21 protein-coding genes and 1 pseudogene are annotated in these 23,253 nt (G+C 64.3%); 20 read left to right on the forward strand and 2 right to left on the reverse strand.

Annotated features, from left to right (window positions below; all coding sequences use genetic code 11):
- Positions 1-23 precede the first annotated feature (23 nt).
- A complete protein-coding gene (locus E3T34_RS02795) occupies positions 24-2,420 on the reverse strand; it encodes a glycosyltransferase family 2 protein (RefSeq protein ID WP_134342110.1) in 2,397 nt (798 codons plus the stop codon).
- 308 nt (positions 2,421-2,728) lie between these two features.
- On the reverse strand, positions 2,729-4,201 hold the full coding sequence (locus tag E3T34_RS02800) for a DUF222 domain-containing protein (protein WP_134342111.1): 1,473 nt from the start codon (positions 4,199-4,201) through the stop codon (positions 2,729-2,731).
- Between the two features lie 168 nt (positions 4,202-4,369).
- On the opposite strand from E3T34_RS02800, the gene E3T34_RS02805 reads away from it, so the two are divergent.
- The 20 genes and pseudogenes from E3T34_RS02805 (at position 4,370) to tuf (ending at position 23,246) form a co-directional block, all read left to right on the forward strand.
- A complete protein-coding gene (locus E3T34_RS02805) occupies positions 4,370-4,942 on the forward strand; it encodes a hypothetical protein (protein WP_134342113.1) in 573 nt (190 codons plus the stop codon).
- 279 nt (positions 4,943-5,221) lie between these two features.
- A complete protein-coding gene (locus E3T34_RS02810; protein WP_134342115.1) occupies positions 5,222-6,892 on the forward strand; it encodes a GspE/PulE family protein in 1,671 nt (556 codons plus the stop codon).
- Between the two features lie 19 nt (positions 6,893-6,911).
- On the forward strand, positions 6,912-8,300 hold the full coding sequence (locus tag E3T34_RS02815; protein ID WP_134342117.1) for a type IV pilus twitching motility protein PilT: 1,389 nt from the start codon (positions 6,912-6,914) through the stop codon (positions 8,298-8,300).
- Positions 8,301-9,530, forward strand: a complete 1,230-nt coding sequence (locus tag E3T34_RS02820; protein ID WP_134342119.1) for a type II secretion system F family protein — start codon at positions 8,301-8,303, stop codon at positions 9,528-9,530.
- A gap of 139 nt (positions 9,531-9,669) precedes the next feature.
- The gene (locus E3T34_RS02825; protein ID WP_134342121.1) at positions 9,670-10,140 is read left to right on the forward strand and encodes a type II secretion system protein; all 471 of its coding nucleotides are present in this window, start codon (positions 9,670-9,672) and stop codon (positions 10,138-10,140) included.
- A gap of 89 nt (positions 10,141-10,229) precedes the next feature.
- Positions 10,230-10,667, forward strand: a complete 438-nt coding sequence (locus E3T34_RS02830; protein ID WP_134342123.1) for a prepilin-type N-terminal cleavage/methylation domain-containing protein — start codon at positions 10,230-10,232, stop codon at positions 10,665-10,667.
- On the forward strand, positions 10,667-11,251 hold the full coding sequence (locus E3T34_RS02835) for a hypothetical protein (protein ID WP_134342125.1): 585 nt from the start codon (positions 10,667-10,669) through the stop codon (positions 11,249-11,251). The genes E3T34_RS02830 and E3T34_RS02835 overlap by 1 nt, the downstream gene beginning before the upstream one ends.
- A gap of 8 nt (positions 11,252-11,259) precedes the next feature.
- Positions 11,260-12,879 carry a polymer-forming cytoskeletal protein gene (locus tag E3T34_RS15690; RefSeq protein WP_166785822.1) on the forward strand — a complete coding sequence of 540 codons (1,620 nt, stop codon included), beginning with the start codon at positions 11,260-11,262 and terminating at the stop codon, positions 12,877-12,879.
- Positions 12,879-13,142 (forward strand): annotated as a pseudogene (locus tag E3T34_RS16860) (prepilin peptidase); the annotation flags it as partial. The gene E3T34_RS15690 and the pseudogene E3T34_RS16860, both read left to right, overlap by 1 nt.
- An 84-nt stretch (positions 13,143-13,226) precedes the next feature.
- Positions 13,227-13,712 (forward strand): A24 family peptidase, encoded by a 486-nt coding sequence (locus tag E3T34_RS16865; protein WP_370327137.1) that lies wholly within the window; start codon positions 13,227-13,229, stop codon positions 13,710-13,712.
- Positions 13,713-13,737: 25 nt separating this feature from the next.
- Positions 13,738-14,784, forward strand: coding sequence for a type IV pilus assembly protein PilM (gene pilM / locus E3T34_RS02850; protein WP_134342129.1), 1,047 nt, complete (start codon positions 13,738-13,740; stop codon positions 14,782-14,784).
- Positions 14,781-15,449: a hypothetical protein gene (locus E3T34_RS02855; RefSeq protein WP_134342131.1), complete on the forward strand. Its 669-nt coding sequence runs from the start codon at positions 14,781-14,783 to the stop codon at positions 15,447-15,449. The genes pilM and E3T34_RS02855 overlap by 4 nt, the downstream gene beginning before the upstream one ends.
- Before the next feature lie 2 nt (positions 15,450-15,451).
- Complete coding sequence (locus E3T34_RS02860) at positions 15,452-16,171, forward strand: type 4a pilus biogenesis protein PilO (protein ID WP_134342133.1); 720 nt, start codon at positions 15,452-15,454, stop codon at positions 16,169-16,171.
- A 92-nt stretch (positions 16,172-16,263) separates the two neighbouring features.
- On the forward strand, positions 16,264-17,232 hold the full coding sequence (locus tag E3T34_RS02865; protein WP_134342135.1) for a hypothetical protein: 969 nt from the start codon (positions 16,264-16,266) through the stop codon (positions 17,230-17,232).
- Positions 17,233-17,293: 61 nt separating this feature from the next.
- Entirely contained in the window at positions 17,294-17,803 is a 510-nt protein-coding gene (locus E3T34_RS15695) for a DUF6121 family protein (RefSeq protein WP_166785823.1), read from the forward strand.
- Positions 17,804-17,864: 61 nt separating this feature from the next.
- Positions 17,865-18,521 carry a spermidine/putrescine ABC transporter substrate-binding protein gene (locus E3T34_RS02875; RefSeq protein WP_134342137.1) on the forward strand — a complete coding sequence of 219 codons (657 nt, stop codon included), beginning with the start codon at positions 17,865-17,867 and terminating at the stop codon, positions 18,519-18,521.
- A gap of 323 nt (positions 18,522-18,844) precedes the next feature.
- Positions 18,845-19,219: a 30S ribosomal protein S12 gene (rpsL, locus tag E3T34_RS02880; RefSeq protein ID WP_055811472.1), complete on the forward strand. Its 375-nt coding sequence runs from the start codon at positions 18,845-18,847 to the stop codon at positions 19,217-19,219.
- Positions 19,219-19,689 (forward strand): 30S ribosomal protein S7, encoded by a 471-nt coding sequence (rpsG, locus tag E3T34_RS02885; RefSeq protein ID WP_066597688.1) that lies wholly within the window; start codon positions 19,219-19,221, stop codon positions 19,687-19,689. Before rpsL ends, rpsG begins: the two co-directional genes overlap by 1 nt.
- 105 nt (positions 19,690-19,794) lie before the next feature.
- Positions 19,795-21,909: an elongation factor G gene (gene fusA, locus E3T34_RS02890; protein WP_104100974.1), complete on the forward strand. Its 2,115-nt coding sequence runs from the start codon at positions 19,795-19,797 to the stop codon at positions 21,907-21,909.
- Positions 21,910-22,052: 143 nt separating this feature from the next.
- On the forward strand, positions 22,053-23,246 hold the full coding sequence (tuf, locus tag E3T34_RS02895; RefSeq protein ID WP_104100973.1) for an elongation factor Tu: 1,194 nt from the start codon (positions 22,053-22,055) through the stop codon (positions 23,244-23,246).
- Positions 23,247-23,253: the final 7 nt, after the last annotated feature.

Here is a 23,253-nt window from a genome sequence, read left to right on the forward strand (position 1 = left end):
TATGAGAGTGCCACCGCTCGGCCTTATCCCGTCGGGTTCGCCCGGTCGAATTGAAGGCCGGCCTCGTAGCCCACCCAGCGTCGTTTCACCCACCGCACCTCGGCCACCTCCGGTTGTGCCAGGCTTCCGGGGATCTCGACGATGACGAGCGCTCCCGGTTCCAGTCGGTGGCGGAGCGATAGGCGGCACCCGCCGAAGCCGATGTCCTCGACCGCTGCCGTGAGCGCCCCGGGATCCCGATCCAGGGATTCCGCTTCCGGATGATCGACGACGTCGAGTGCCAGCCCTCCCGCCGCGGCGGTGGGCACGCGGTCGACGGCGAACGCGGCCTCACGTTCCCGGGCGAGTTCGAGAGCTGGGCCGCGCTCGAAGAGGGTGACGGGATGCAAAACAGCCGACGAGTTGGTAGCCATCCGAACCTGGGCGCGCCGCCAGGGAAGCGTGGGCGTTGTGGCCCCACGTACTGCACGCCAGCCGGCAGTGGCGAGGTAGGCCTTCTCCTCCTCGTCTCCCCGGACCCAGCTCGGTGATTCGGTGATCACCTGTACCAGGTCCACGGTCTGCTCTGGGGTGAGCGGATCGAAACGGAAGCCGATCGTCACACCGTCCGAGGAGTTCACGATCCAGCTGCCTATTCCGGGCAGTTCGCCGACCTCAGGGATCTGAAGAGCGGTGACCGACGATGCCTTGGAGGCGAAGCCCTTCGGGTCGAGCCGCTCCGACCAGGGAATGGATATGCGTGCCCCCATCAGGCTCAGGTCGACGAGTTCACCCGGGTGAGCGCCAAAATTCTGGAAGGCCGCGGTCACCGGTGTACTCATCGGCGTGCGCTCGGCTGACCGGAGGCGTGGACGCTCAACGCACAGAGTGACGGCCAGCACCAGGCCGACCACGAAGTACAGGCACCAGAAGACGTTGATGTACAGCGCGCTCGTGTTGGCGAGTTCCGGGCTGAGGAAGATTCCTCGCACCAGGCCGACGGCCGCCAGGGTCAGAAGCACCAGGTGGGGGAGCGCGATTCGCCAGTGGAAGACCTGTTCTTTCAGGCCAACGCCCTTGGGGGTGACGTTGAAGGCTTTGACTCGCAGGCCCAGCGTCTCAGCTGCCGCGGAGAGCGCGATGGCGGGGGTCAGAGCCAATTCGTAGATGTTGCTCCAGGAATGGCTCCGGCGACGTCCGACGATGATGGCAAAACACAGCATCACGCAGAGATAGGTGGGCAGCCAGAAGATAAGCAGGGCCTCCACGCTCGTGTCCAGGGCGACCACCCCGAAGAGGAGGAAGAGCAGCGGGGTAATGATGTAGATCAGCTTGAAAACCCCGAAGTACCAGTAGACGACCGCATCGGAATAGAGCCACCTCTGCATCAGTGTGAGTCCGGGCAGGGTCAGTGGGTTCCACTTGCGGGCCGTCTGGATGTTGCCGCGGCACCAGCGGTCACGCTGCTTGAGCATGTCGGCCAGGTTCTCCGGGGCCAGCCCGGCCGCAATGATGTCCGGCACGAATTCGGTCCGGTACTTGGCCCCCTGGATCAGGAGGCCCGTGGCGAGATCCTCCGTGATCACACCCACTGCAAATCCGCCCACGCTTTCCAAAGCCGAGCGGCGGAACATCGTGTTGCTCCCCACGTACATCACCGCATTGAAGCGTGATTTGCCTGCCTGCAGGGTACGCATGAAGAAGTCCTGCTCGTTCGGCAAAGCCTGACCGGAGAACAGGTTGTACTGGAACGGGTCCTCGTTGTAGAACGCCTGGGGCGCCTGGACGAAGCCCAGCTCGGGGTCCTGAAAACGACCGACGGTGCGCTCCAGGAAGTCCGGCCGGGGAACCATGTCCGCGTCCAGGGTCACGATCAGGTCCCCGTCGCTCCGCCCAAGCGCATTGTTGAGGTTGCCGGCTTTGGCGTGAGCGTGGTCAGGCCGGATGAGATGGATGGCCCCGTACTCTTCGGCAAGTTGGCGCACTTCCTCACGCGCGCCGTCATCGCAGACGAAAACGCGAACGCCGTCGGTCGGATAGCGCATGCCCACGGCGCCGGCAATGGTCATCCGGAGCATTGACACGGGCTCGTTGTAGGTGGCAATGAACACGTCGACCCGCGGGAGCTCGTCTGCTGGCGGCAACGGCACAGTGCGCCCGGCGTATGGGGTCCAGAGGGTGACATACACCGCCAGCGATTGTGCGAATCCGAGTACTTCGACCGTTAACAGCAGAATGCCGGTCGCAGTGTTCCACCAGGCGTCGGACGGGATGGTGAACAACACGCGCCACGTGAGGTAGATGATTCGCACGACAATGGTGATCACGATGGCAGTCTTGTGCCCGAAGCCGGGGCGCCGGCGTGAACCGATCCAAAGCGTTTCCATCACGACCAGTATCAAGGCCGGATAGACAAGCATCCAGTACCAATTTTCAATCATCTTGCAGCCCCCTGGTCGTTCCTAGGGAAAACCTAGCAGTGCTGGTTCAGATTCGGTGAGCATCAGAATTTTCGGTTTCCCGGGGGTTTTGGTGATTGCAGGAGGGCGTTCTTGCCGGGCAGGGCCGCCGGCGTCTGCGAGCCATTGGTCGAGGTGGTGGGCTTCGGTCCGGGCGGGCGGGCGTTCGTAGCCGAGCCAGCGGCATCCGACGTAGCGGGCCACGATCCCCGCGCGCTGCTTCTCGGTGAATGAGGTGCTGCGCGAGGCCGATGTTGACGCATTGTCCGTCGTCGAGAAGTGTGACTGGACTACAGCCCCGACCTCTTACTCGGCAACGCCACCAGCGTCTGCTCTGGATCGACCTCGACCGGTGGCCTCAGCCAGTACCGCGTTCCGGTGCGAATGAACGTCCAGTGCTGGTTGTGCAGTAGCAAATGGTGCGGATGGCACAGCAGCACTCCGTCGGCCAGATCGGTGTACCCGTTTTCCTTCAACCATTCGTTGACGTGATGGGCCTCAGTCCACGCCGGTGGCCTGTCACAGTCGATCCAGAGGCATCCACCGTCGCGTACTGCCATTGCGGCGCGCTGGTGCTCGGTGAAGAGTCGTTCGTCGCGGCCGACGTTGATGATCTGGCCGTCCGCGTCGAATTTGATGCCGCGGGTTCCGGTGTCGCAGAGGAGTCGGTCGATGGTCTCCTGCGAGATCGGGACCGGGTTGCCCTCGATCTGCCCGTGAGCGACCGGTGCGGCCGGCTGCCGCGCCTCTGCTTCCTGCGCGGCTGCTTCCGGCTTGAGCGCCTTCTCGGTCACGATCACGCGCACCGAGGGTCGGCGTCCGCCGAAGACCCGGCCTGGGTCGGCCTCGCCGGCGATCTTCAGCAGCTGCACGAGGGAGTCCGCGGCGATCTGTTCGGTCGTGCGGAGGTCGTCTTGCATCTTCTTTGCCCAGGCTGCCCGCTCTGCGTCCACGAATCGCACCCCGCCGCGGCGCGGGCCCGTGATCGAGTCGAAGGTGGAGAGCACGAACTCGCCGTCTTCGGGCGCGAACAGCCCGCTGAGTCGTACGGTGCCGTTGCCCAGCCGGTAGACCCGCAGGTAGCGGTCGTCGTAGGCCTGCTTCTCGCGGGCGGCGATGCCGGCCTCATCGAGCCGGTCGCGCATCCGTCTCGCCTGCTTGAACACCTGATCGGCATTCAGTGACGACGCCTCGGTGAGCAGCGCCGCCAGGGCCACCCCGAGCTTCTCCGCGGTAACTGCCGCATCGATCTGGCCGAGCCCGGCCCGGATCGACTCGGCCGCGTCAACCGAGAGCGTGCCGGCGGTGACGGCCCGGGCGATCGGCGCCTGCCAGGGCACCTTCGCCTCGACCTCGGCGACCTCGGCGGCATCCGCGTCGGGCGAGGACAGCGCCGCCTCGACGAGCCTGTCGGCCGCCTCGGCATCGGCCATCATGGTGCCGACTGCGACCAGCTTGTACGCGTCGCCCTTCGACGAGCCGGTCGAGTTCTGAATCAGGGCCTCCGGGGAGAGATACCCCTGCTGCGCCGCCAAACCCGAGTGCCCGAGCTCCGGTCGGGAACGCTTGGCGATGGTCGCCGCCATCCAGGCAGCATAGGTATCGACGAGACGGCGGATCGAAGCGATTCGCTTCTGACCGGCCAACACCTCGGCATCAGGAAGGGCCGAGAAGTCAGCGCATGACGAGCCCAGCAGGGCCACGGAATCGGCCGCCTGCCTGAGGTCTTCCGCGAGGTTGGTCAGGTTACGAGAATACCTCAACTCGCACCCAGTGTCGAGAGTTACTCACACAATTTAAGAGAATAATCGAATTTATCTCTGAGCAAATCCGGCCGCTCCGAAGCCGTCCAAGGCCGCCGGTTGCCTCAATGGAGACCCCGGGGCGGTGAAGGTTTCCCGGGCGCAGGCGAGACCACCGGAACCGCCACCGTGACGCCCGCCCCGACCAACGCACCCACCGCTACAGATTCTCCGACCACCACCACGCCCCCGGCAACCCTCAAGCCGACGCAATCCGCACCCGGGCAGACCGCGGCGCCGGGCGATCCACGTTCAACCGCGTGCACGCAGCTCTACAGCCCGGCCATGGTCGAGGCGCTCGGCGACCTGACCCTGAATCCCGTCTGGAGCCAGGACCCGGATGCCGGCGTGTCCCACGGCACCGACAATGCCGAGCTGCGCGTCCAGATCGACGCTCTCGACCACCTGACCTGCGTCTGGGCGAGCCCGTACGGGGGATCCGACACCGGGATCATCACCACTGTGGTCTGGGTGACCCTGGAACAGACCGTCGCGGTGGAGGCCCGGCTCGTCGCAAACGGACTGGAGTGTTTCACCCAGTCGGAGGGCCGCCGCTGGATCATCCAGACGAACACGGCAGACGGCGCTTTCGGTGAGTCCCACTTTCTGAGGGGCGGCATCTGGCTCGCCACGAAGTACACGAATGCCGGCCCGCTGGGCTACACACAGAACATCATCGACAACCTTTGGATGGGTGTCTAGACCGTTTCGAGCAGGCCGAGACCGGCCCGGGCATCGCCCAGCAGCGGCCGTATTCCGCCTGCCGTTCTGCGGGCCGCAACCGTGTCGATGCCGGGCCGCAACCGGGTCGAAGCCGGGTCGATGCCGTGTCTATGTCGGGTCGAAGCCCCGCCCCGTTAGGATCACTGAACAGAGGCATTTTTCGAACCGTGTCCCCCTCATTGTGGGTCTGGCCGGATTCCCTGCCCCCGAGATAGCGTTGTCCGTTACTTACTTACCGAGCCTGTTCGAGAGGATCGCGTGGCCAGCCTCACCGAAATCTTGATCCTGCACGGTCTGCTGCCGATCGAGGAGCTCGACCACCTCATGGCCGGCGACCCCGCCGATGAGAGCGCCGTCCGCGCCCTCGTCGCCAAGGGCGTCATCACCGAGGTTCAGTTTGCCAAGGCTCGGGCCCAGCAAGCCAACCTGCCCTTCGTCGAGCTGATCGACTACCCGGTCGATCGCCTGGCCGTGGCTCTCGTGCCGGTGGCCGTCTGCAAACGCCACGAAGTGCTCCCGATCGCCGTCGACGACGGCCGCCTCATCCTCGCCATGGTCGACCCTGGCAATGTCTTCGCTGTCGACGACGTGCGCGAAGCATCACGGATGCGCGTCACCCAGGTTGTCGCCGAGCGCAGCGATCTGCTCGCCGCCATCACCCGCTACCACCGCGCCGACGACGAGCTCAGTGACCTCACCTCCACACTCGAGGAAGAGAACGCCGCCACGGAGAGCTCCTCGTTCGGAGTCTCGGACTCCATCGACGACGATGCCCCGATCGTGCGGTTCGTGAACCTGTTGGTCAGCCAGGCCATCCAGGACCTGGCCTCGGACATCCACATCGAACCCGGCGAGCACAGCCTGCGGGTGCGTTACCGCATCGACGGCGTGCTGCACGAGATGCAGACCGCACCCAAGAGCATCCAGAACGGTGTTATCTCCAGGCTCAAAATCATGAGCGATATCGACATCGCCGAGCGGCGCAAACCGCAGGACGGCCGCATGACCGTGCGCCATGCCGGCCGTCAGATCGACCTGCGCGTTGCGACTCTTCCCACCGTGTGGGGCGAGAAGGTCGTCATGCGAATTCTCGACAACTCGAACACGACTCTCGACGTGCGCGCGCTGGCCCTGCTCGAGCACAACTTCGAGGCTTACAAGACCTCCTACTCCAAGCCTTACGGCATGATCCTCATCACCGGTCCGACCGGCTCGGGCAAGTCCACCACGCTCTACACGACCCTGGGTGCGGTCGCTCGCCCCGAGATCAACGTGATCACGGTCGAAGACCCGGTCGAATACCGCATGGCCGGCATCAACCAGGTGCAGGTGAACCCGAAGGCAGGTCTCACCTTCGCGAGTGCGCTGCGTTCCATCCTGCGAAGCGACCCGGATGTCGTTCTGCTGGGTGAGATCCGCGACCACGAGACCGCACAGATCGCCATCGAGGCCTCGCTGACCGGCCACCTCGTGCTCTCCACCTTGCACACCAACGACGCGCCGAGCGCCATCACCCGGCTGACGGAAATGGGTATCGAGCCCTTCCTGGTGGGTTCCGCCCTGGACTGCGTGGTCGCCCAGCGCCTGGCGCGGCGCCTCTGCGACAAGTGCAAGACGCCATCCGTGCTGACCGTCGACTACCTGACGCGCCTCCGCTTCGCGTTCGACCCGGAGCGCCCGCTGCCCACGATCTTCGAGGCGGTCGGCTGCACGCAGTGTTCGAAGACCGGTTACCGGGGGCGCATCGCCGTGCACGAGGTGATGACCGTGACCGAGGAGATCGAGCGGCTCGCCGTGGCCCGAGCATCGAGCGCCGAAATCGGCCGGGTGGCGCGCGAACAGGGCATGATCACCCTCCGCGAGGATGGCTGGGCCAAGGCCCAAATGGGTTTGACATCGATCGAAGAAATCTTGCGAGTGGTCGCATAGTGCAAAAGGGGATATCTGCATGAGCCAGCCCATCTATGAAATTCCGGTCACGCCTCCTGGGGCCGCCGGGGGCAGCTGGAGCCTCGGCGATCCCGAGCGTCGTGGTGCCGAACCGACGGAGCACGATGCCGCGCCGGCCGCTCCTGACTCGGCGGAGTTCGATATCGTCAATGTGACGGATGCCGCACAGCCGCCGACAACGGTCCTCCCGGTGGACACCGGCACGGTCGAGACGACCGGGCGCCGCGCCCGCGCCAACCGCACCGGCGACAACGAGGTCTCCGACCTTGACCTGCTGAACGCCCTGGCCGAGGTTCTCGACCTGAACGCCTCCGATCTGCACATCACCGTCGGAGCGCCGCCGAGCATCCGCGTCGATGGCGGCCTGCGGCCGATTGAGGGCGCGAGCAAGTGGATGGGTGACAAGGTCACCTCTGCGCTCTACAGCATCCTCTCGGCGAAGCAGCGTGCGCAGTTCGAGGAGGAGCTCGAGCTCGACTTCGCTTACACGGCCGGCGGCGCGCGCTTTCGCGTGAACTACTACTACCAGCGCAACTCGATCGGAGGGGCGTTCCGTCTGATCCCGCGCGAGATCAAGCCGCTGAAAGACCTCGGCATCCCTGAGACGGTCGGTCAATTCGCCAAGCTTCCTCGCGGCCTGGTTCTGGTGACCGGCCCCACCGGTTCGGGCAAGTCCACCACCCTGGCGGCACTGATCGATTTGGTCAACCGCACCCGTGCCGACCACATCGTCACGGTCGAAGACCCGATCGAGTTTCTGCACAAGCACCAGAAGTCGCTGGTCAACCAGCGCGAGGTCGGCCACGACACGAAGAGCTTCGCCTCCGCACTCAAGCACGTGCTGCGCCAGGACCCCGACGTCATTCTGATCGGCGAGCTGCGTGACCTGGAAACTATTTCGGTCGCCCTGACCGCGGCAGAGACCGGCCACCTCGTCTTCGCCACCCTGCACACCCAGTCGGCGGCCCAGACCATCGACCGCGTGATCGACGTGTTCCCGCCGCACCAGCAGGGCCAGGTGCGTGCACAACTTGCCGCCACCCTGCAGGGTGTGGTCTGCCAGACCCTCGTCAAGAAGATCGGTGGCGGTCGCGTCGTCGCCACTGAGGTGCTCGTCACCACGTCGGCCGTCGCCAACCTGATCCGCGAGGGCAAGACCTACCAGATCGCCTCCTCGATGCAGGCCGGTCGTGCGCTGGGCATGCACACCATGGACCAGCACCTTGCCGAGCTGGTGAACGCGGGCCTGATCACCCGGCATTCGGCGGAAGAGAAGGCGCAGGACCTCGAGGGACTGGCGCAGCTCATCCGCCGGGTTGATCCGTCCGATCCGATGGAAGCCAGCGGCATCGACTTCGGCGACGCCTTCTCGTCCCGGGGGAAGTAGATGCCCACGAGCCTGGCCTTCGCCTACAAGGGCCGCAACACCGCCGGCAAGCTCGTCAAGGGGCGCCTCGATGCGGCCTCGGAGGCGGCGGCAACCGCTCGGATGCGCGCCATGGGGCTGTCGCCGATCTCGGTGTCCGAGGTGTCGGTCGGCACCGGGCTCAGCACGGAGATCAAGATCCCCGGCATGAGCAAGGGGATCGGACTCAAAGACCTCGCCATCATGAGCCGCCAAATGGCCACGATGACGTCGGCCGGTCTGTCACTTCTGCGCACCCTGAACATCCTCGCCGAGCAGACCGAGAACAAGGAACTCGCCAAGATCCTCACGACCATCCGTAATGACGTGGAGACGGGTATCTCACTGTCGGACGCGATGGAGAAGCACTCCATCGTGTTCCCCCCGATCATGATCAACCTGGTCAAGGCCGGCGAGACCGGCGGATTCCTTGAGGGGTCGCTCAACTCGGTGGCCGGAAACTTCGAGGCGGAGGGAAAGCTGCGCGACACCATCAAATCGGCGATGGCCTACCCGACTATCGTGCTCATCATGGCTGTGGTCGCCGTGATCGGCATGCTCACCTTCATCGTGCCCGTTTTCGAGAAGATGTTTGCTGGCTTCGGGGGCCAGCTCCCGGCGCCCACCATGGTGCTTGTGTTCCTCTCGAAGGCCATGGTCTGGCTGCTGCCCGTGCTCGTGGTCGGTGGAATCGCGTTCACGGTGTGGTGGAAGAAGAACAAGAACACCGAGCGTGTGCGCAAGGTCGTCGACCCGCTCAAGCTCAAGCTACCGGTCTTCGGGCCACTCATGACCAAGTTGGCCATCGCGCGCTTCACGCGCAACTTCTCGACGATGATCGGGGCCGGCGTGCCCATCCTGCAGTCGCTTAACATCGTCGGAGAGACCTCGGGCAACTGGGTGATCGAGTCGGCCCTGCGTAAGGTGCAGGAGTCGGTGCGACAAGGCAAATCGATTGCCGGCCCCCTCAGCCTCGAACCGGTCTTCCCTGCCATGGTGACCCAGATGATTGCTGTCGGTGAAGACGCCGGAGCCCTGGAGACCATGCTCGCCAAGATCGCGGACTTCTACGACCAAGAGGTGCAGGCGACCGCCGAGCAGCTCACCGCTCTGATCGAGCCGCTCATGATCGCCTTCATCGGGGTGGTGGTGGGCGGCATGATCGTCGCCCTCTATATGCCCATGTTCAGCATCTTCGAGTACATCAAATAACCCCCTGACTGGGGTCATGAATCGCTCAGGATACCCCTGTATGTGGGATGCCGCTGTGTTCCCTGACCCATAAGCTCAAATCAGGCACCCGAAGGCCGAAAACCTGCACTGTCCCCCCACATCGAAAAGGACTTCTCACATGATCAAAAGTATCTCGGGGGCGCTCGCCCACAAGCGTTCGGAGTTCGGCCAGAAGGAAAAGGGCTTCACGCTCATCGAACTTCTCGTCGTCGTCATCATCATCGGCATCCTCGCCGCGATCGCCATCCCGATCTTCCTCGGCCAGCAGGCCCAGGCCAAGGGCAGCGCTGTGCAGTCGGCGATCGCTAACGCCAAGATCCAGGTCGTCGCCTCGGTCACCGAGAAGGGCGTATTTCCTGATGCAACAGCACTCGGAGCAATCGCAACCGCGGCGAAGGGCGGCGACACGAAAATCACGCTTGCCGTCACGGGCGGAGCAGGGGCATTCTGCATCGCGGGCAGCCACTCGGAGGTCTTCTCGTCGGGCACGACCGTGAAGTCATTCGCAGCTGACGACTCCAGTGGAGTTATCGTCGGAACGTGCAGCGGAGCTTTCAAGGCTACCGCTCCTACCGCTCCTCCCGCTTAGCTGAAGCTGAGTGCGGATGGGGCGTCGTGAATGGCGACTCCCTATCCGCATTCGTCTGTGGCACACAGTCCCCGCGAAAGGCGCCAGTGATGACGAAGGACCAAGCCAGCCTCGAGCTCGGGGATTCGGGATTCGGCCTGATCGAGATTGTCATCTCCATGTTCCTCCTCGGACTCCTCGCCGTCGCATTCCTCCCGCTCCTCATCACGTCAATGCAGACTACTGTCCGGAATTCCACCATTGCCACCGCAACCCAGCTGGTCAACCAGCAAATGGAGCAGGCTCGTGCGGCCGGCAACACCTGCACTGCCCTCAGCACCTACGGCAGTGCCACCCTTGCATCGGTGACCGACGCCAGGGGCACACGTTACCAGCCGGCACGCACCGTGGCCTCGTGCCCGACAGCGGCCACCGGCTACCCCAGAACGGTGAGCGTATCGGTATCGGTATCGGTATCGGTGTCCGTGCCGGGGTCGCCCACTTCGCCCGTCACAGCCACAACGCTGGTTTATCTGAGGGCTCCCTGATGGCTGAGCACAAGGTGCCGGAGAGGCGCGAACGCTTTGAGGCCGGCATGACTCTTGTCGAACTGCTGATCTACATGGTTCTCGCTGTCGTCGTGCTCTTGATTGTGGGTGGGCTGCTTATCAATTCACTGACCACTCAGCGCACCGTGCGTGACGCCACACAGGCGAGCAGTGCCGGTCAGCTTGTTTCTCAGTCCGTCGGTCACGGCGTACGCAATGCAAGTGCTATTTGGCACAGCGCGGCCGGCGTCGAACCGGAACTGCTCGTCGTTCGAACCGCCGGTTCCGGCGTCACCCCGAGCTGGTCGTGCCAGGCGTGGTCCTTTGATGACGGCGAGATTCGCACCAGGACGGCCACGGGGCTCATCCCGACCACGGCGGCCGATATCGCGACCTGGACTCTCCTGGGTGGTGGAATGGAGACCGTCTCGGGCTCCCCGGTTTTCACCAAGGCAGGCCGTAGCGCAGCTCTCCTCGTCGACGTCGACACCGGCGAGGGCCAACCCGTGCGCATCAGCACCTCGTCAACCAGCCGGCAGCCCGTGCCGGCGACCGGAGTGGAAGTGAGCCTGCCATGTTTCTAAGTCCAGGAATGCGCAATCTCCGGAACGACGAGCGCGGGAGTGCCCTGATGGCCGTGCTCGGCGTCATGGCGGTAACCATCGTGATCGGGATGACCATCACCGCCGCCACGGTCAACGGACTCGGAGTGACGAGCAGCAGCAGGGCCTCGGTGCAGGCGCGTGCGGCGGCCGAGGCAGGCGTGGATGTCGCCGTGGCCGGCCTGCAGACGACGGGCAGCTGCGCAGCGGTCGGCCATGTGTACAAGTCCGCGGTCGGCGCGGTGCCGAGCTACCGGGCCACGATCGAGTACCAGGCCGGCGGCGGCTGGGTAGCCGGCTGCCCCACCACGACCAGCTCGAAGGTTCGCATCATTTCTACGGGGGATGCTCAGGCGAGAGGTGTCGCGGGTGCGACATCGGGCGACTCCGAACGGGTCGAGGCCCTGTACGACTACATTCCGGCCTACCCCGGCATTCCGCAGATCGGTTTGACGGGCGCGGCGATCTACGCGGAAACTTTCGCGGCCACACACAACCAATTCGGCCTTGTCGACCCCATCATCACGGACAGCATCCTGGCGGACGTCCAGGTCGGGCAAGGTGACATCGACATCGACTGTAAGACCAACGGTGGAATCGCCGGCAGCGTCATGACCGGTAACGGGTCCGTCATTCTGAAGAACTGCAACGTCACTGGGTCCATTCACTCGTCGAAAAACGTCACTCTCTCCGGCGGGACCGTCGCTGGCGACGTGATCGCGGCGGGATCGGTCGCAGTGGGCGGCACCGTCAATGGCAGCGTTTGGTCGGGCGGCAACACAACGGTGACCGGCAGCACGGTGAAGCAGACGATCATTGTGGCCGGCACCGCCGCAAGCAATGCGACTGTGACCACGGGGTCCGCGGTCATGGGGGACGTGCTCTCGAGCGGCACGGCCACCGTTGCGACCGGCGCGGTGCAGGGCACCGTGCGCACCGGTGTGGGGGGTCTGACAGCGCCGCCAGTACCAGTTATTCCCAGTTGGGTGGATGTGCCGTACCCCTACCCCTCTCCCGCCTCGGCGGCGTGGTTCGTCTCCTCAACCTGGAAGGGTCAGGGGTATGTGGAGATCCCCTGGGCTGGTGCGCCCGCCAGCTGTTCGGTCAAAGGCCTTGAAGCCGCGTGGATGGAGGACATTGTCGTACCCACGGTGGTGAACGCCTTGAACTGCCCGAACGGGATCACAACAGAGAGCAGCATCAAGCCCATCGCCCTGCACGCCAATGTCGCCATCATCGCTAAGAGCTTCACGATCACCAAGCTCGAGGCCACCGGGTCGGGAGGCAACCGAAAGCTCTGGCTCGTTGTGCCCGACAACACCGCCAACCACGCCCCGACCTGCGTGCCACCGGGGGACATCTACCTCAACAACGAGACGAACACCGACCCGACTCTGTCCGTGATGGTCTACACGCCCTGCAATATCCTGATCGACCGCAATAACTGGCGCGGCCAGCTCTACGGGGCAAAGGTTCAGTTCAACCAGCAGGCCCAAATGAATTTTGCCCCGGTGGGTATCCCAGGCGTGAACCTCGGAGGACCAGCGCCGACGCCCCCCTCCGGCGCTCACTTAGGGAGCCGAACGAGTTTCCGCGACCTGAGCAGCTGATGGTTGGTGCTCTGGCCGGTGTGGCGGGGGTCCTCGGCTCGCTCATCGGATCATTTCTCAATGTCGTGATCTTTCGCCTGCCCGCCGGGCGCTCGATCGTGGCCCCGCCGAGCGCGTGCGGGAGTTGCGGGGGTCGTATCCGGCCGTGGGACAATGTGCCTGTGCTGTCCTGGCTGTGGTTGCGGGGGCGGTGCCGGGATTGTGCGGCAGGGATCTTGATTCGGTATCCGCTGGTTGAGTTGGGGACGGCGGTGTCTTTCGCCGTTGTTACCTGGTGGGTGTTGTCGGGCGGGGTAGTGGTCGGGACAGGTGGGCCCTCCGCGACTGGCGGGCTGCTAGTCACGCTGGTGGCATTTCTCTACCTGGCCTCCGTGAGCGTTGCCCTTGCCATGATCGACCTGGACACGCACACGCTGCCGAACCGGATCGTGCTGCCGGCTTACCCGGTCGCGGCGGTGCTGCTCGCGGGCGGTGCGCTGCTTACAGAATCTCCTGGGCGACTCCTGACGGCACTAGTGGGTGCGGCGACACTCTTCGGCCTATACCTCATCCTCGCCCTCGCCTACTCGGGCGGCATGGGGCTCGGCGATGTGAAACTAGCCGGGCTGCTGGGCCTGTATCTGGGCTGGCTTGGCTGGGCGCCGCTGGTAGTCGGCGCGTTCAGCGCGTTCTTGCTCGGCGGACTGTTTAGTCTTGTGCTTGTCATCACGCGCAAAGCAAACCGGAAGAGCGGAATACCCTTCGGCCCCTGGATGCTGGTTGGGGCGTGGCTGGGGATTTTTTGCGGCGAGGTGATAGCCATCCGCTATCTTTCACTTTTTGGCTTGGCATGACGGCACGGCGAGTAGGGGAGAAGCAATGACTGCAAGTGTCGTCGGAATCGATATCGGCAGGGCCGCCTTGCGCGCTGTCGAAGTGAGCGACTCGGGTAAGGCGATGCCGACCCTCGCGCGCTTCCATGAGGTTCGGCTCCCAGAGGGAGCCGTGAGCCGCGGAGAAGTGCTCGAACCGAATACGGTCGCGAACGCGCTCAAGGAACTGTGGTCCGTGGGGGGGTTCAAGAGCAAGAACGTCGTCTTGGGCATGGGAAACCATCGCGTCCTCGCTCGGGACCTCGCGGTGCCGAAAGCGTCGATGAAGCGCATCAGGGAGTCGCTGCCCTTCCAGGTGCAAGACATGCTTCCCGTTCCGGTGGCTGACGCCCTCCTCGATTTTTATCCGATCTCCGAGAGCGAGAGCGACACCGGGCCGCAGATAAACGGGCTGCTGATCGCCGCGGTCAAGGAGGCCGTGTTAGGGAACGTCAGGGCCGTCGAATTGGCCGGACTGACCCCGGTCGAGGTGGACCTCATTCCCTTTGCACTGGCTCGAGCAATTCATGACGGATCAAGTACGGATGGCGCGCTCGTTCAGATCGACGTCGGCGCGGGGACCACGAGCGTCGTCATCACGATCGCGGGCGTGCCGCAATTCGTGCGTCTCATTCCGACCGGCGGGGAGGACCTCACCCAGGCGCTAATTCTGCGACTGGCCGTTGATGCCGAGCAGGCTGAGGCGCTGAAGCGATCCGTCGGTCTCTCGGCACAACCAACACTTGAGAACCAGGCTGCGATAACTGTCATTCGGGAGGTCACGACCGAGCTGCTCAGCAGCCTGCGGAATACCGTGAACTACTTTACGAACACCCGCCACAACGTGACGGTGACCCGAATAGTGTTGACCGGTGGCGGATCGCGGTTGGGCGGTTTCGCCGACGCTCTTGGGGAGATGACAAGACTTCGGGTCCTGGCGCCCCTGACTTCTAGTTCGGTCGTACTCGGACGCGGCGTCGATGCAGACGCGCTCGAACAGACCCGTGGCGCCTTCCTGGTTGCGCTGGGACTCGCCCTTGGGAGAAAAGCATGAGTCGAACGAGCAAGATCGACGATCTGGTCGTCGGCGGGGAACCCCGGGTTGATCTTCTCCCTCCCGAAGTCAGGGCCAGGCAGAAGGGCAAGATCCTGCGGCGAGGCCTTGCAGCAGGCATGCTTGGAGTGGTAGTGCTCGTAGGCTCGGGGGTTGCCGCCGCATCCTGGGGCGCGGCTCAGGGACGGTCGGAACTCGCGGTCGCCCAAACTCGAACCGGGGACCTGCTGGCGGAACAGACGAAATACATCGAGGTGCGCCGCGTGCAAGACGAGCTCGCCACGTCCCTTGCTGCGCGCGAGGTAGGGGCATCGACCGAGATCGACTGGAGGGCCTATCTCCAGGATGTGCGGGAAGTGCTCCCTGCAGACGTCACCATCGACACGGTCGATATCGACTCTGCCTCACCGCTCGTGCTGTACGAGCAGCCAACCGTCCCGCTGCAGGCTTCCCGCGTCGCCACCATCATGATCTCGATGACCAGCCCGAACCTGCCGACCGTGCCGGAGTGGCTCAAGGCCATGGGGACGCTGCCAGGCTTCGCGGACGGCAACCCCGGCTCGATAACGCGAACTGATACTGGAGCGTATTTGGTGGACCTGACTCTGCACATCAACGAGAGCGCGTACTCCAACCGTTTTGTGATTAGCACGGAGGAGAAGTAGCCATGGACAAGAACAGGTTGTGGGTGCTCGGTGCGATCCTGGTAATGGGCATCACGGTGGTCATTGGCTGGTCGTTGGGCATCTCGCCCAAGCTGAATGAAGTTTCCGCAACGAAGGCGGAACGAGCTTCCGTCGAGGAACAGAACGCTGGATTCGAACTCCAGCTTTCTGTGTTGAAGGAACAGTTCGAGAGCATCGGCGACCTGAAGGAAGACCTGGCACAGTTACGTCGAGCGGTTCCACAAGGAGCAGACATTCCCGTCCTCGTCGGCCAGCTCGACGAGATTGCAGCGCTGAATGGTGTGACTCTGACCGCGATCACCGTCAGTGATGCGCAACCGTATGCGCCGGTCGTGGCCCCAGTCCCGGTCGACGCAGCGCCCATCGAGGGAGCAGCATCAGCCGGAACCGAGCCGGCGCCGACAGTCGAAGCGGCTCCTGTTGCCCCCGCGACACCTGCCGCCGCTGCTCCTGTGGTGAATGACCTCATTACCGCTGCGAACTTCGTCGCGGTGCCAATCACACTCGCCGTTGATGGGGGCTATGACGAGGTGCTCAATTTCATCGAGGGCGTCCAGAAGGGCGAAAGACTGGTCATGGTAACCACGTTCACCACGTCAACGCCCGCGGAGTCCGGCAACGTCACCGCAACAATCTCCGCGTTCGTCTACGTGCTCCTCAACGCCGAGGACATTGCCGTGGCCCCGACCCCCGCGGCTTAGTCGCGCCGCCCGACGCGCCGTCTGCAGTTCCGGGCACCGTCGTTGCTACAGTTGCATCTGACAGTCACGGCCTAGGCCACAAGGAGCGCACCATGAGCGACACATCGTCCCCTGAGGGCAACCGCAACCGTAACAACGACTCGAATCCTGAACCGGTCGACTACGCCGGCCATGAAGAGCGCACGGATGCCCCGGACTACACCGGCACCGGCTCCCACTCCGCTCCGGCCGAGTCCGGCGACGCGACCGATGCTGCCGCTGAGACACCGGCGCACTACCCGGCCACCCCCGTCGGCGAGCCGATCTCCTATGACACCCCCGCGACCTCCCGCGAGCCCGCGACGCCCACCTACGTGCCCGCCGCCTCCGTGAACATCGCCCCGGTGAACACCACCGCCGAGACCCGGCGCATCGAGCCCGGCGAGAACCCGACTGCGACCCCATCAGAGGCCCCGCCCGCCGAGGCCTATGCCCCCACGAACACCACGGCGCAGCCCCCCGTCTACATCCAGGCGCCGACCGCTCCCCGCTACAAGAGCAACCGCGGCCCCGGCGTGCTGATCGCCCTGCTCTCCACCGTCATCTTCGCCGCCCTCTACGCCGTGGTCGCGTTCGTGCTGTCCGGCATCGGCAGCTTGTCCATTGCGGACACGGCCTCGAAGTTCACCGACTTCATCGTGCTGCCCATCTTCTACGTGCCGGTCTTCTTCTTCTTCGTCGCGTTCGCCCTTCTGGTGCTGATCGTGAACCGCGGCGGCTGGTGGGCCTACGTGCTCTTCGGCTTCCTGGTGGCCGTGGTCGTCTACTTCTCCTACATCGGGGCGGCGCTGCTGAGCGTGCAGGCCTGGAACTTCACGCCCGACCAGGCGGCGCGCTTCATCAGCCAGCAGTGGCTGAACCCGGGGGCCATCGCCGCTGCGGTCGTCGCCCGCGAGGTGCCGATCTGGGCCGGCGCCTGGATCGCCCGCAACGGCCGTGCCGTCACCGAACGCAACGCTGCAGCGAAGGCCGAATACGACCGCGTCCTCGCCGCCGGACCGCAGGGCATCCGCAGCAACTAGTCGGTCGACGCCCGGCGCTCAGCGTGCCGGGCCCCAGCAGGTACGCCATCAAGGGGGAGCGATGCGAAATTACCAGAAGTACGCGACGGTCGTCGCCGTCTTCGCGGCAGTGCTCCTTGCCGCGCTCCTCGTCGCCGCCTTCGGAATGATCAGCCTGCTGACCGACACGGATGTCATCAGTGACCCCAACGCCGGACCTCTCGTCGGCCCGTTCATGACCGCCGCCGCCGTGGTGCTGGTGTTCACCCTGATGCTGCTGCTCGGGCTGCGCACCAGACCGGAGAACCAGCGGATCGCCGTCGGGTACTCCCTCGGCACCGGGGTCGCCGCGCTTGTCGTCTTCGTTCTGGTGGGCGGGGTGCTCTACGCGCTCGGCACCGGGGTGCCGACCGACACCGCCGGGCTCCCGGGCGACAGCGTCGGGTTCGCAGCCTCCGTGCTGCTGGGCCCGTTCGCGGTGACCACCGGCATCCTCTCCTTCATCGTCACCCTGCTCTACTCGCTGGTCCTCGCCTCACGGATGCCCGAACGCGGCCCCCCGAAGTGGCCGTGGGAGCAAGGCGAAGACTGAAACCCCGCCGGCCTGAAAGTCGCTGACTGCGGAGCACTCCGATCGGGTACCCTTGACTCTCATGGGCGGTTCCATCGAGTTGCGGGTCAGCCAACAGGTTGACGATTGGCTCAACTGGCTGCCTCGCTGGCGCCCGGGCACGCATCGCGGCCGCTCACGCCTCTGCCGCACCTGCTTCGGGTCGCCGGTCATCGCCGCCGCCGGCCTCGCCACGGATGTCCCGCACGCCGTGCAGCACGCCCTCGCCATGCGCCTGAAGCACCTGATCGACGCCGAGGTCGACGAGTTCACCGAGACGCACCTCCCCCTGCTGCTCCGGGAGATCCGCCTGAACGAGGAGCGCAAGCAGGCCGCGTTGACCTACCGCCCCGCTGAGGGCCTCGACCCGGCCTACACCGGCCTCGACCTCGACCCGCCGGCCATGCCCGACGCCCCCTACCTCTTCACCTTCGCCGAACTCGCCCGGCCCGAGGCATCCGTGGCCCTGCCCGTTGACCCGCCTCCCTTGACCGACGAGGAGAAGGCGGCCATCCGCGCCGAGGTCACACGCGCCGACGAACACGCGGCGCTGGTCGGCGGTCGGGTCTGCGCCGAACTGTCCCGGCACCGTGAACGGATGCGCAGCGCCGTCACCGAATTCGTCGAACCCTGGGTGCTCGCTCTCCTCGCCGACCTCGATACCGCGCTCGATTCCCCGCTCTGGCCGCGCGGCCCGTGAACAGCACCTGAACGAACCCCTGGGGCCGCGTGATCCATTTGACCCAGCGGTCACCTCCGGGATATCCTTTGTACGTGTGCGCTTTGTCGTGCGCTTGAGTCATGCCACCGCGATCTTGTCGTGCCGCACCTTAGGCGCCTTGATGTGGCACTCACACAGGGTGTGCTCTCCGAGCAGCCCCCACGGCATACCCACTACGGCCCGCGTAACTCATTCCGCGTGTTTCGGTGGGTCCAGATGAACTCGATCGGGCCGGAAACGGAGCGATTCGAATGCTAACCATCAATGAGCTGTCACCGTGCAGCAAAAACAAGGAGTAATTAGTGCCCACCATTCAGCAGTTGGTACGAAAGGGCCGCAGCCCCAAGGTCACCAAGACCAAGGCGCCCGCCCTGAAGTCCAACCCCCAGCAGCGCGGCGTGTGCACCCGTGTTTACACGACCACGCCGAAGAAGCCGAACTCGGCCCTCCGCAAGGTCGCCCGCGTCAAGCTGTCGAACGGTACCGAGGTCACCGCCTACATTCCCGGCGAGGGTCACAACCTGCAGGAGCACTCGATGGTGCTCGTCCGCGGTGGTCGTGTGAAGGACCTCCCCGGTGTTCGATACAAGATCGTTCGTGGCGCACTGGACACCCAGGCCGTCAAGAACCGCAAGCAGGCTCGTAGCCGCTACGGCGCCAAGATGGAGAAGAAGTAATGCCTCGTAAAGGCCCAGCGCCCAAGCGTCCCGTTATCGCTGACCCGGTATACGGCGCCCCCATCGTCTCCCAGCTCGTCAACAAGATCCTCCTCGACGGCAAAAAGGGCCTCGCCGAGCGCATCGTTTACGATGCACTCGAAGGCGTCGTTGCCAAGAACGGTGCGGATGCCGTCGTCACCTTGAAGAAGGCACTCGACAACGTGCGCCCGACCCTTGAGGTGCGTTCGCGCCGCGTCGGTGGTTCCACCTACCAGGTGCCCGTCGAAGTCAAGCCGCACCGCGCCAACACCCTGGCTCTGCGCTGGTTGACCAGCTACGCCAAGGCTCGTCGCGAGAAGACGATGACCGAGCGTCTCACCAACGAAATTCTCGACGCATCCAACGGCCTCGGCGCCGCTGTGAAACGCCGCGAGGACACGCACAAGATGGCCGAGGCGAACAAGGCCTTCGCTCACTACCGCTGGTAGTCGCGCTCCGGAATCCGGGCTTGTCGAGAGCAGATCTCGATGGGCCCGGCGACCGGATGCCCTGTTTCGCCCCAAGATCCACAAGCAAACTTCCGGAGGACCCCCGTGGCACTTGACGTGCTCACCGACCTGAGTAAGGTCCGCAACATCGGCATCATGGCTCACATTGATGCTGGCAAGACCACCGTCACTGAGCGCATCCTGTACTACACGGGTGTCAATCACAAGATCGGCGAGACGCACGACGGCGCCTCGACCATGGACTGGATGGCGCAGGAGCAGGAACGTGGCATCACCATCACGTCTGCCGCGACTACCTGTTTCTGGGCCTCAAACCAGATCAACATCATCGACACCCCCGGCCACGTCGACTTCACCGTCGAGGTGGAGCGTTCGCTCCGCGTCCTCGACGGCGCCGTCGCAGTGTTCGACGGCAAGGAGGGCGTTGAGCCCCAGTCGGAGACCGTCTGGCGCCAGGCCGACAAGTACGACGTGCCCCGCATTTGCTTCGTCAACAAGATGGACAAGCTCGGCGCCGACTTCTTCTACACGGTCGACACCATTGTCAAGCGCCTCGGTGCGAAGCCGCTCGTCATCCAGCTGCCCATCGGCGCCGAGAACACCTTCGAAGGTGTTGTCGACCTCGTCGAAATGCGTGCACTGACTTGGCGCGGCGACTCCAAGGGTGACGTCGAGATGGGCTCCAAATACGCCATCGAAGAGATCCCGGCCGACCTTGCCGAGCAGGCCGCGGAATACCGCAAGCTGCTCCTTGAAACCGTCGCCGAGACCGACGACGACCTCATGGAGAAGTACTTCTCCGGCGAAGAGCTCACCGTCTCCGAGATCAAGCACGCGATTCGGGGGCTCACGGTCTCCAGCGAGATCTATCCGGTCCTCTGCGGTTCCGCGTTCAAGAACCGCGGCGTTCAGCCGATGCTTGACGCAGTCGTCGACTACCTCCCCACCCCGCTCGACGTGCCGGCCATCGAAGCCCACGACGCGCGCGACGAGGAAAAGGTCATCATGCGTCACCCCGACGCGACGGAGCCGTTCACGGCCCTCGCGTTCAAGGTCGCCGTTCACCCGTTCTTCGGTCGTCTGACCTACGTTCGCGTGTACTCCGGTCACCTTGACTCCGGCGCCCAGGTCGTCAACTCGACCAAGGGCAAGAAGGAGCGCATCGGCAAGATCTTCCAGATGCACGCCAACAAGGAGAACCCGGTGGCCTTCGTGACCGCCGGTCACATCTACGCGGTCATCGGCCTCAAGGACACCACCACAGGTGACACCCTGTGCGACCCGAACGCGCAGGTCGTGCTCGAGTCGATGACGTTCCCTGACCCGGTCATCGAGGTTGCGATCGAGCCGAAGACGAAGCAGGACCAGGAAAAACTGGGTCTTGCGATCCAGAAATTGGCCGAAGAAGACCCGACCTTCCGCACCGAGCAGAACCAGGAAACTGGTCAGACGGTCATCAAGGGGATGGGTGAACTTCACCTGGACATCCTGGTCGACCGGATGCGACGTGAATTCAACGTCGAAGCCAACGTCGGCAAGCCTCAGGTCGCCTACCGCGAGACCATCCGCAGGGCGGTCGAGCGTCACGACTACACGCACAAGAAGCAGACCGGTGGATCCGGGCAGTTCGCGAAGATTCAGATCGCGATCGAGCCGCTCGAGATCACTGCCGAGAAGAGCTACGAGTTCGTCAACAAGGTCACGGGTGGCCGCATCCCCCGGGAGTACATCCCCTCGGTGGACGCAGGAATCCAGGATGCGCTGCACGTTGGCGTCCTGGCCGGCTACCCGATGGTGGGCGTCAAGGCAAGCCTGCTTGACGGCGCCGCGCACGACGTCGACTCCTCGGAGATGGCGTTCAAGATTGCCGGTTCGATGGGCTTCAAGGAAGCCGTTCGTAAGGCTGACCCTGTTCTGCTCGAGCCGCTGATGGCCGTCGAGGTTCGTACGCCCGAGGAGTACATGGGCGACGTCATCGGCGACCTCAACTCGCGTCGTGGACAGATCCAGACCATGGAGGACGCTCAGGGCGTGAAGGTAATTCGCGCCAACGTGCCGCTGTCGGAGATGTTCGGATATATCGGTGACCTGAGGTCGAAGACCTCGGGCCGCGCGGTGTACTCGATGACCTTCGAGAGTTACGCGGAGGTCCCCCGGGCCGTGGCCGAAGAGATCATCCAGAAGAACAAGGGCGAATAGCCTGAGGCTTCCGGTCTCTCCGGGCCTTCGGGCCGAAATCGCTTCGGCCTCCCGGCCCGAGTAGCATAAGTACACAAATCCAGCAGTTTCACCGGCCGCAAACCAGCGGTCGATGGAGCCATGAGTCCTGAGGAGGACCCACAGTGGCCAAGGCCAAGTTCGAGCGGACCAAGCCGCACGTAAACATCGGAACGATCGGTCACGTTGACCACGGAAAGACCACGCTGACTGCAGCGATCTCCAAGGTCCTTGCCGACACGTATCCGTCCAAGACGAACGTTCAGCGCGACTTTGCGTCGATCGACTCTGCTCCGGAAGAACGCCAGCGCGGTATCACGATCAACATCTCGCACGTTGAGTACGAGACCGAAAAGCGTCACTATGCGCACGTAGACGCACCGGGCCACGCTGACTACATCAAGAACATGATCACCGGTGCTGCTCAGATGGACGGGGCGATCCTTGTGGTTGCCGCTACTGACGGCCCGATGGCTCAGACCCGTGAGCACGTCCTGCTCGCGAAGCAGGTCGGCGTGCCGTCCCTGCTCGTGGCACTGAACAAGTCCGACATGGTTGACGACGAAGAGATCCTCGAGCTCGTTGAGCTCGAGGTTCGCGAACTCCTCTCCGCCCAGGGCTTCGACGGCGACAACGCTCCCGTCGTGCGCGTTTCCGCACTCAAGGCGCTTGAAGGCGACGAGAAGTGGGTCGGCAACATCCTTGAGCTCATGAAGGCTGTCGACGACTACTTCCCGGAGCCCGTCCGCGACAAGGACAAGCCCTTCCTGATGCCGATCGAGGACGTCTTCACGATCACCGGTCGTGGAACCGTCGTCACCGGCCGCGCCGAGCGTGGAACCCTCAAGATCAACTCCGAGGTCGAGGTTGTCGGCATCCGCCCGACCATCAAGACCACGGTCACGGGTATCGAGATGTTCCACAAGCAGCTCGACGAGGCATGGGCCGGCGAGAACTGTGGCCTTCTTCTTCGTGGCACCAAGCGCGAAGACGTCGAGCGCGGCCAGGTTGTCGTCAAGCCGGGTTCGGTCACGCCGCACACCGACTTCGAGGGCACCGCGTACATCCTGTCCAAGGATGAGGGTGGGCGTCACAACCCGTTCTACGCGAACTACCGCCCGCAGTTCTACTTCCGCACCACGGACGTCACCGGCGTCATCACGCTGCCTGAGGGCACCGAGATGGTCATGCCCGGCGACACCACCGACATGAACGTCGCGCTGATCCAGCCGATCGCCATGGAAGAGGGCCTCGGCTTCGCCATTCGTGAAGGTGGCCGCACCGTTGGCGCCGGAACGGTGACCAAGATCGTCAAGTAGTCCCCTT

Origin of the sequence: Cryobacterium sp. TMT1-62 (assembly GCF_004403145.1) — a bacterium.
GTDB lineage: Bacteria > Actinomycetota > Actinomycetes > Actinomycetales > Microbacteriaceae > Cryobacterium > Cryobacterium sandaracinum.

Coding starts and splice junctions, on each gene's coding strand:
- E3T34_RS02795 (WP_134342110.1), bottom strand. CDS start 2,420: ATGATTGAAAATTGGTACTGGATGCTTGTCTATCCGGCCTTGATACTG.
- E3T34_RS02815 (WP_134342117.1), top strand. CDS start 6,912: ATGAGCCAGCCCATCTATGAAATTCCGGTCACGCCTCCTGGGGCCGCC.
- E3T34_RS02820 (WP_134342119.1), top strand. CDS start 8,301: ATGCCCACGAGCCTGGCCTTCGCCTACAAGGGCCGCAACACCGCCGGC.
- E3T34_RS02825 (WP_134342121.1), top strand. CDS start 9,670: ATGATCAAAAGTATCTCGGGGGCGCTCGCCCACAAGCGTTCGGAGTTC.
- E3T34_RS02830 (WP_134342123.1), top strand. CDS start 10,230: ATGACGAAGGACCAAGCCAGCCTCGAGCTCGGGGATTCGGGATTCGGC.
- E3T34_RS02835 (WP_134342125.1), top strand. CDS start 10,667: ATGGCTGAGCACAAGGTGCCGGAGAGGCGCGAACGCTTTGAGGCCGGC.
- E3T34_RS15690 (WP_166785822.1), top strand. CDS start 11,260: ATGCGCAATCTCCGGAACGACGAGCGCGGGAGTGCCCTGATGGCCGTG.
- pilM (WP_134342129.1), top strand. CDS start 13,738: ATGACTGCAAGTGTCGTCGGAATCGATATCGGCAGGGCCGCCTTGCGC.
- E3T34_RS02855 (WP_134342131.1), top strand. CDS start 14,781: ATGAGTCGAACGAGCAAGATCGACGATCTGGTCGTCGGCGGGGAACCC.
- E3T34_RS02860 (WP_134342133.1), top strand. CDS start 15,452: ATGGACAAGAACAGGTTGTGGGTGCTCGGTGCGATCCTGGTAATGGGC.
- E3T34_RS02865 (WP_134342135.1), top strand. CDS start 16,264: ATGAGCGACACATCGTCCCCTGAGGGCAACCGCAACCGTAACAACGAC.
- E3T34_RS15695 (WP_166785823.1), top strand. CDS start 17,294: ATGCGAAATTACCAGAAGTACGCGACGGTCGTCGCCGTCTTCGCGGCA.
- E3T34_RS02875 (WP_134342137.1), top strand. CDS start 17,865: ATGGGCGGTTCCATCGAGTTGCGGGTCAGCCAACAGGTTGACGATTGG.
- rpsG (WP_066597688.1), top strand. CDS start 19,219: ATGCCTCGTAAAGGCCCAGCGCCCAAGCGTCCCGTTATCGCTGACCCG.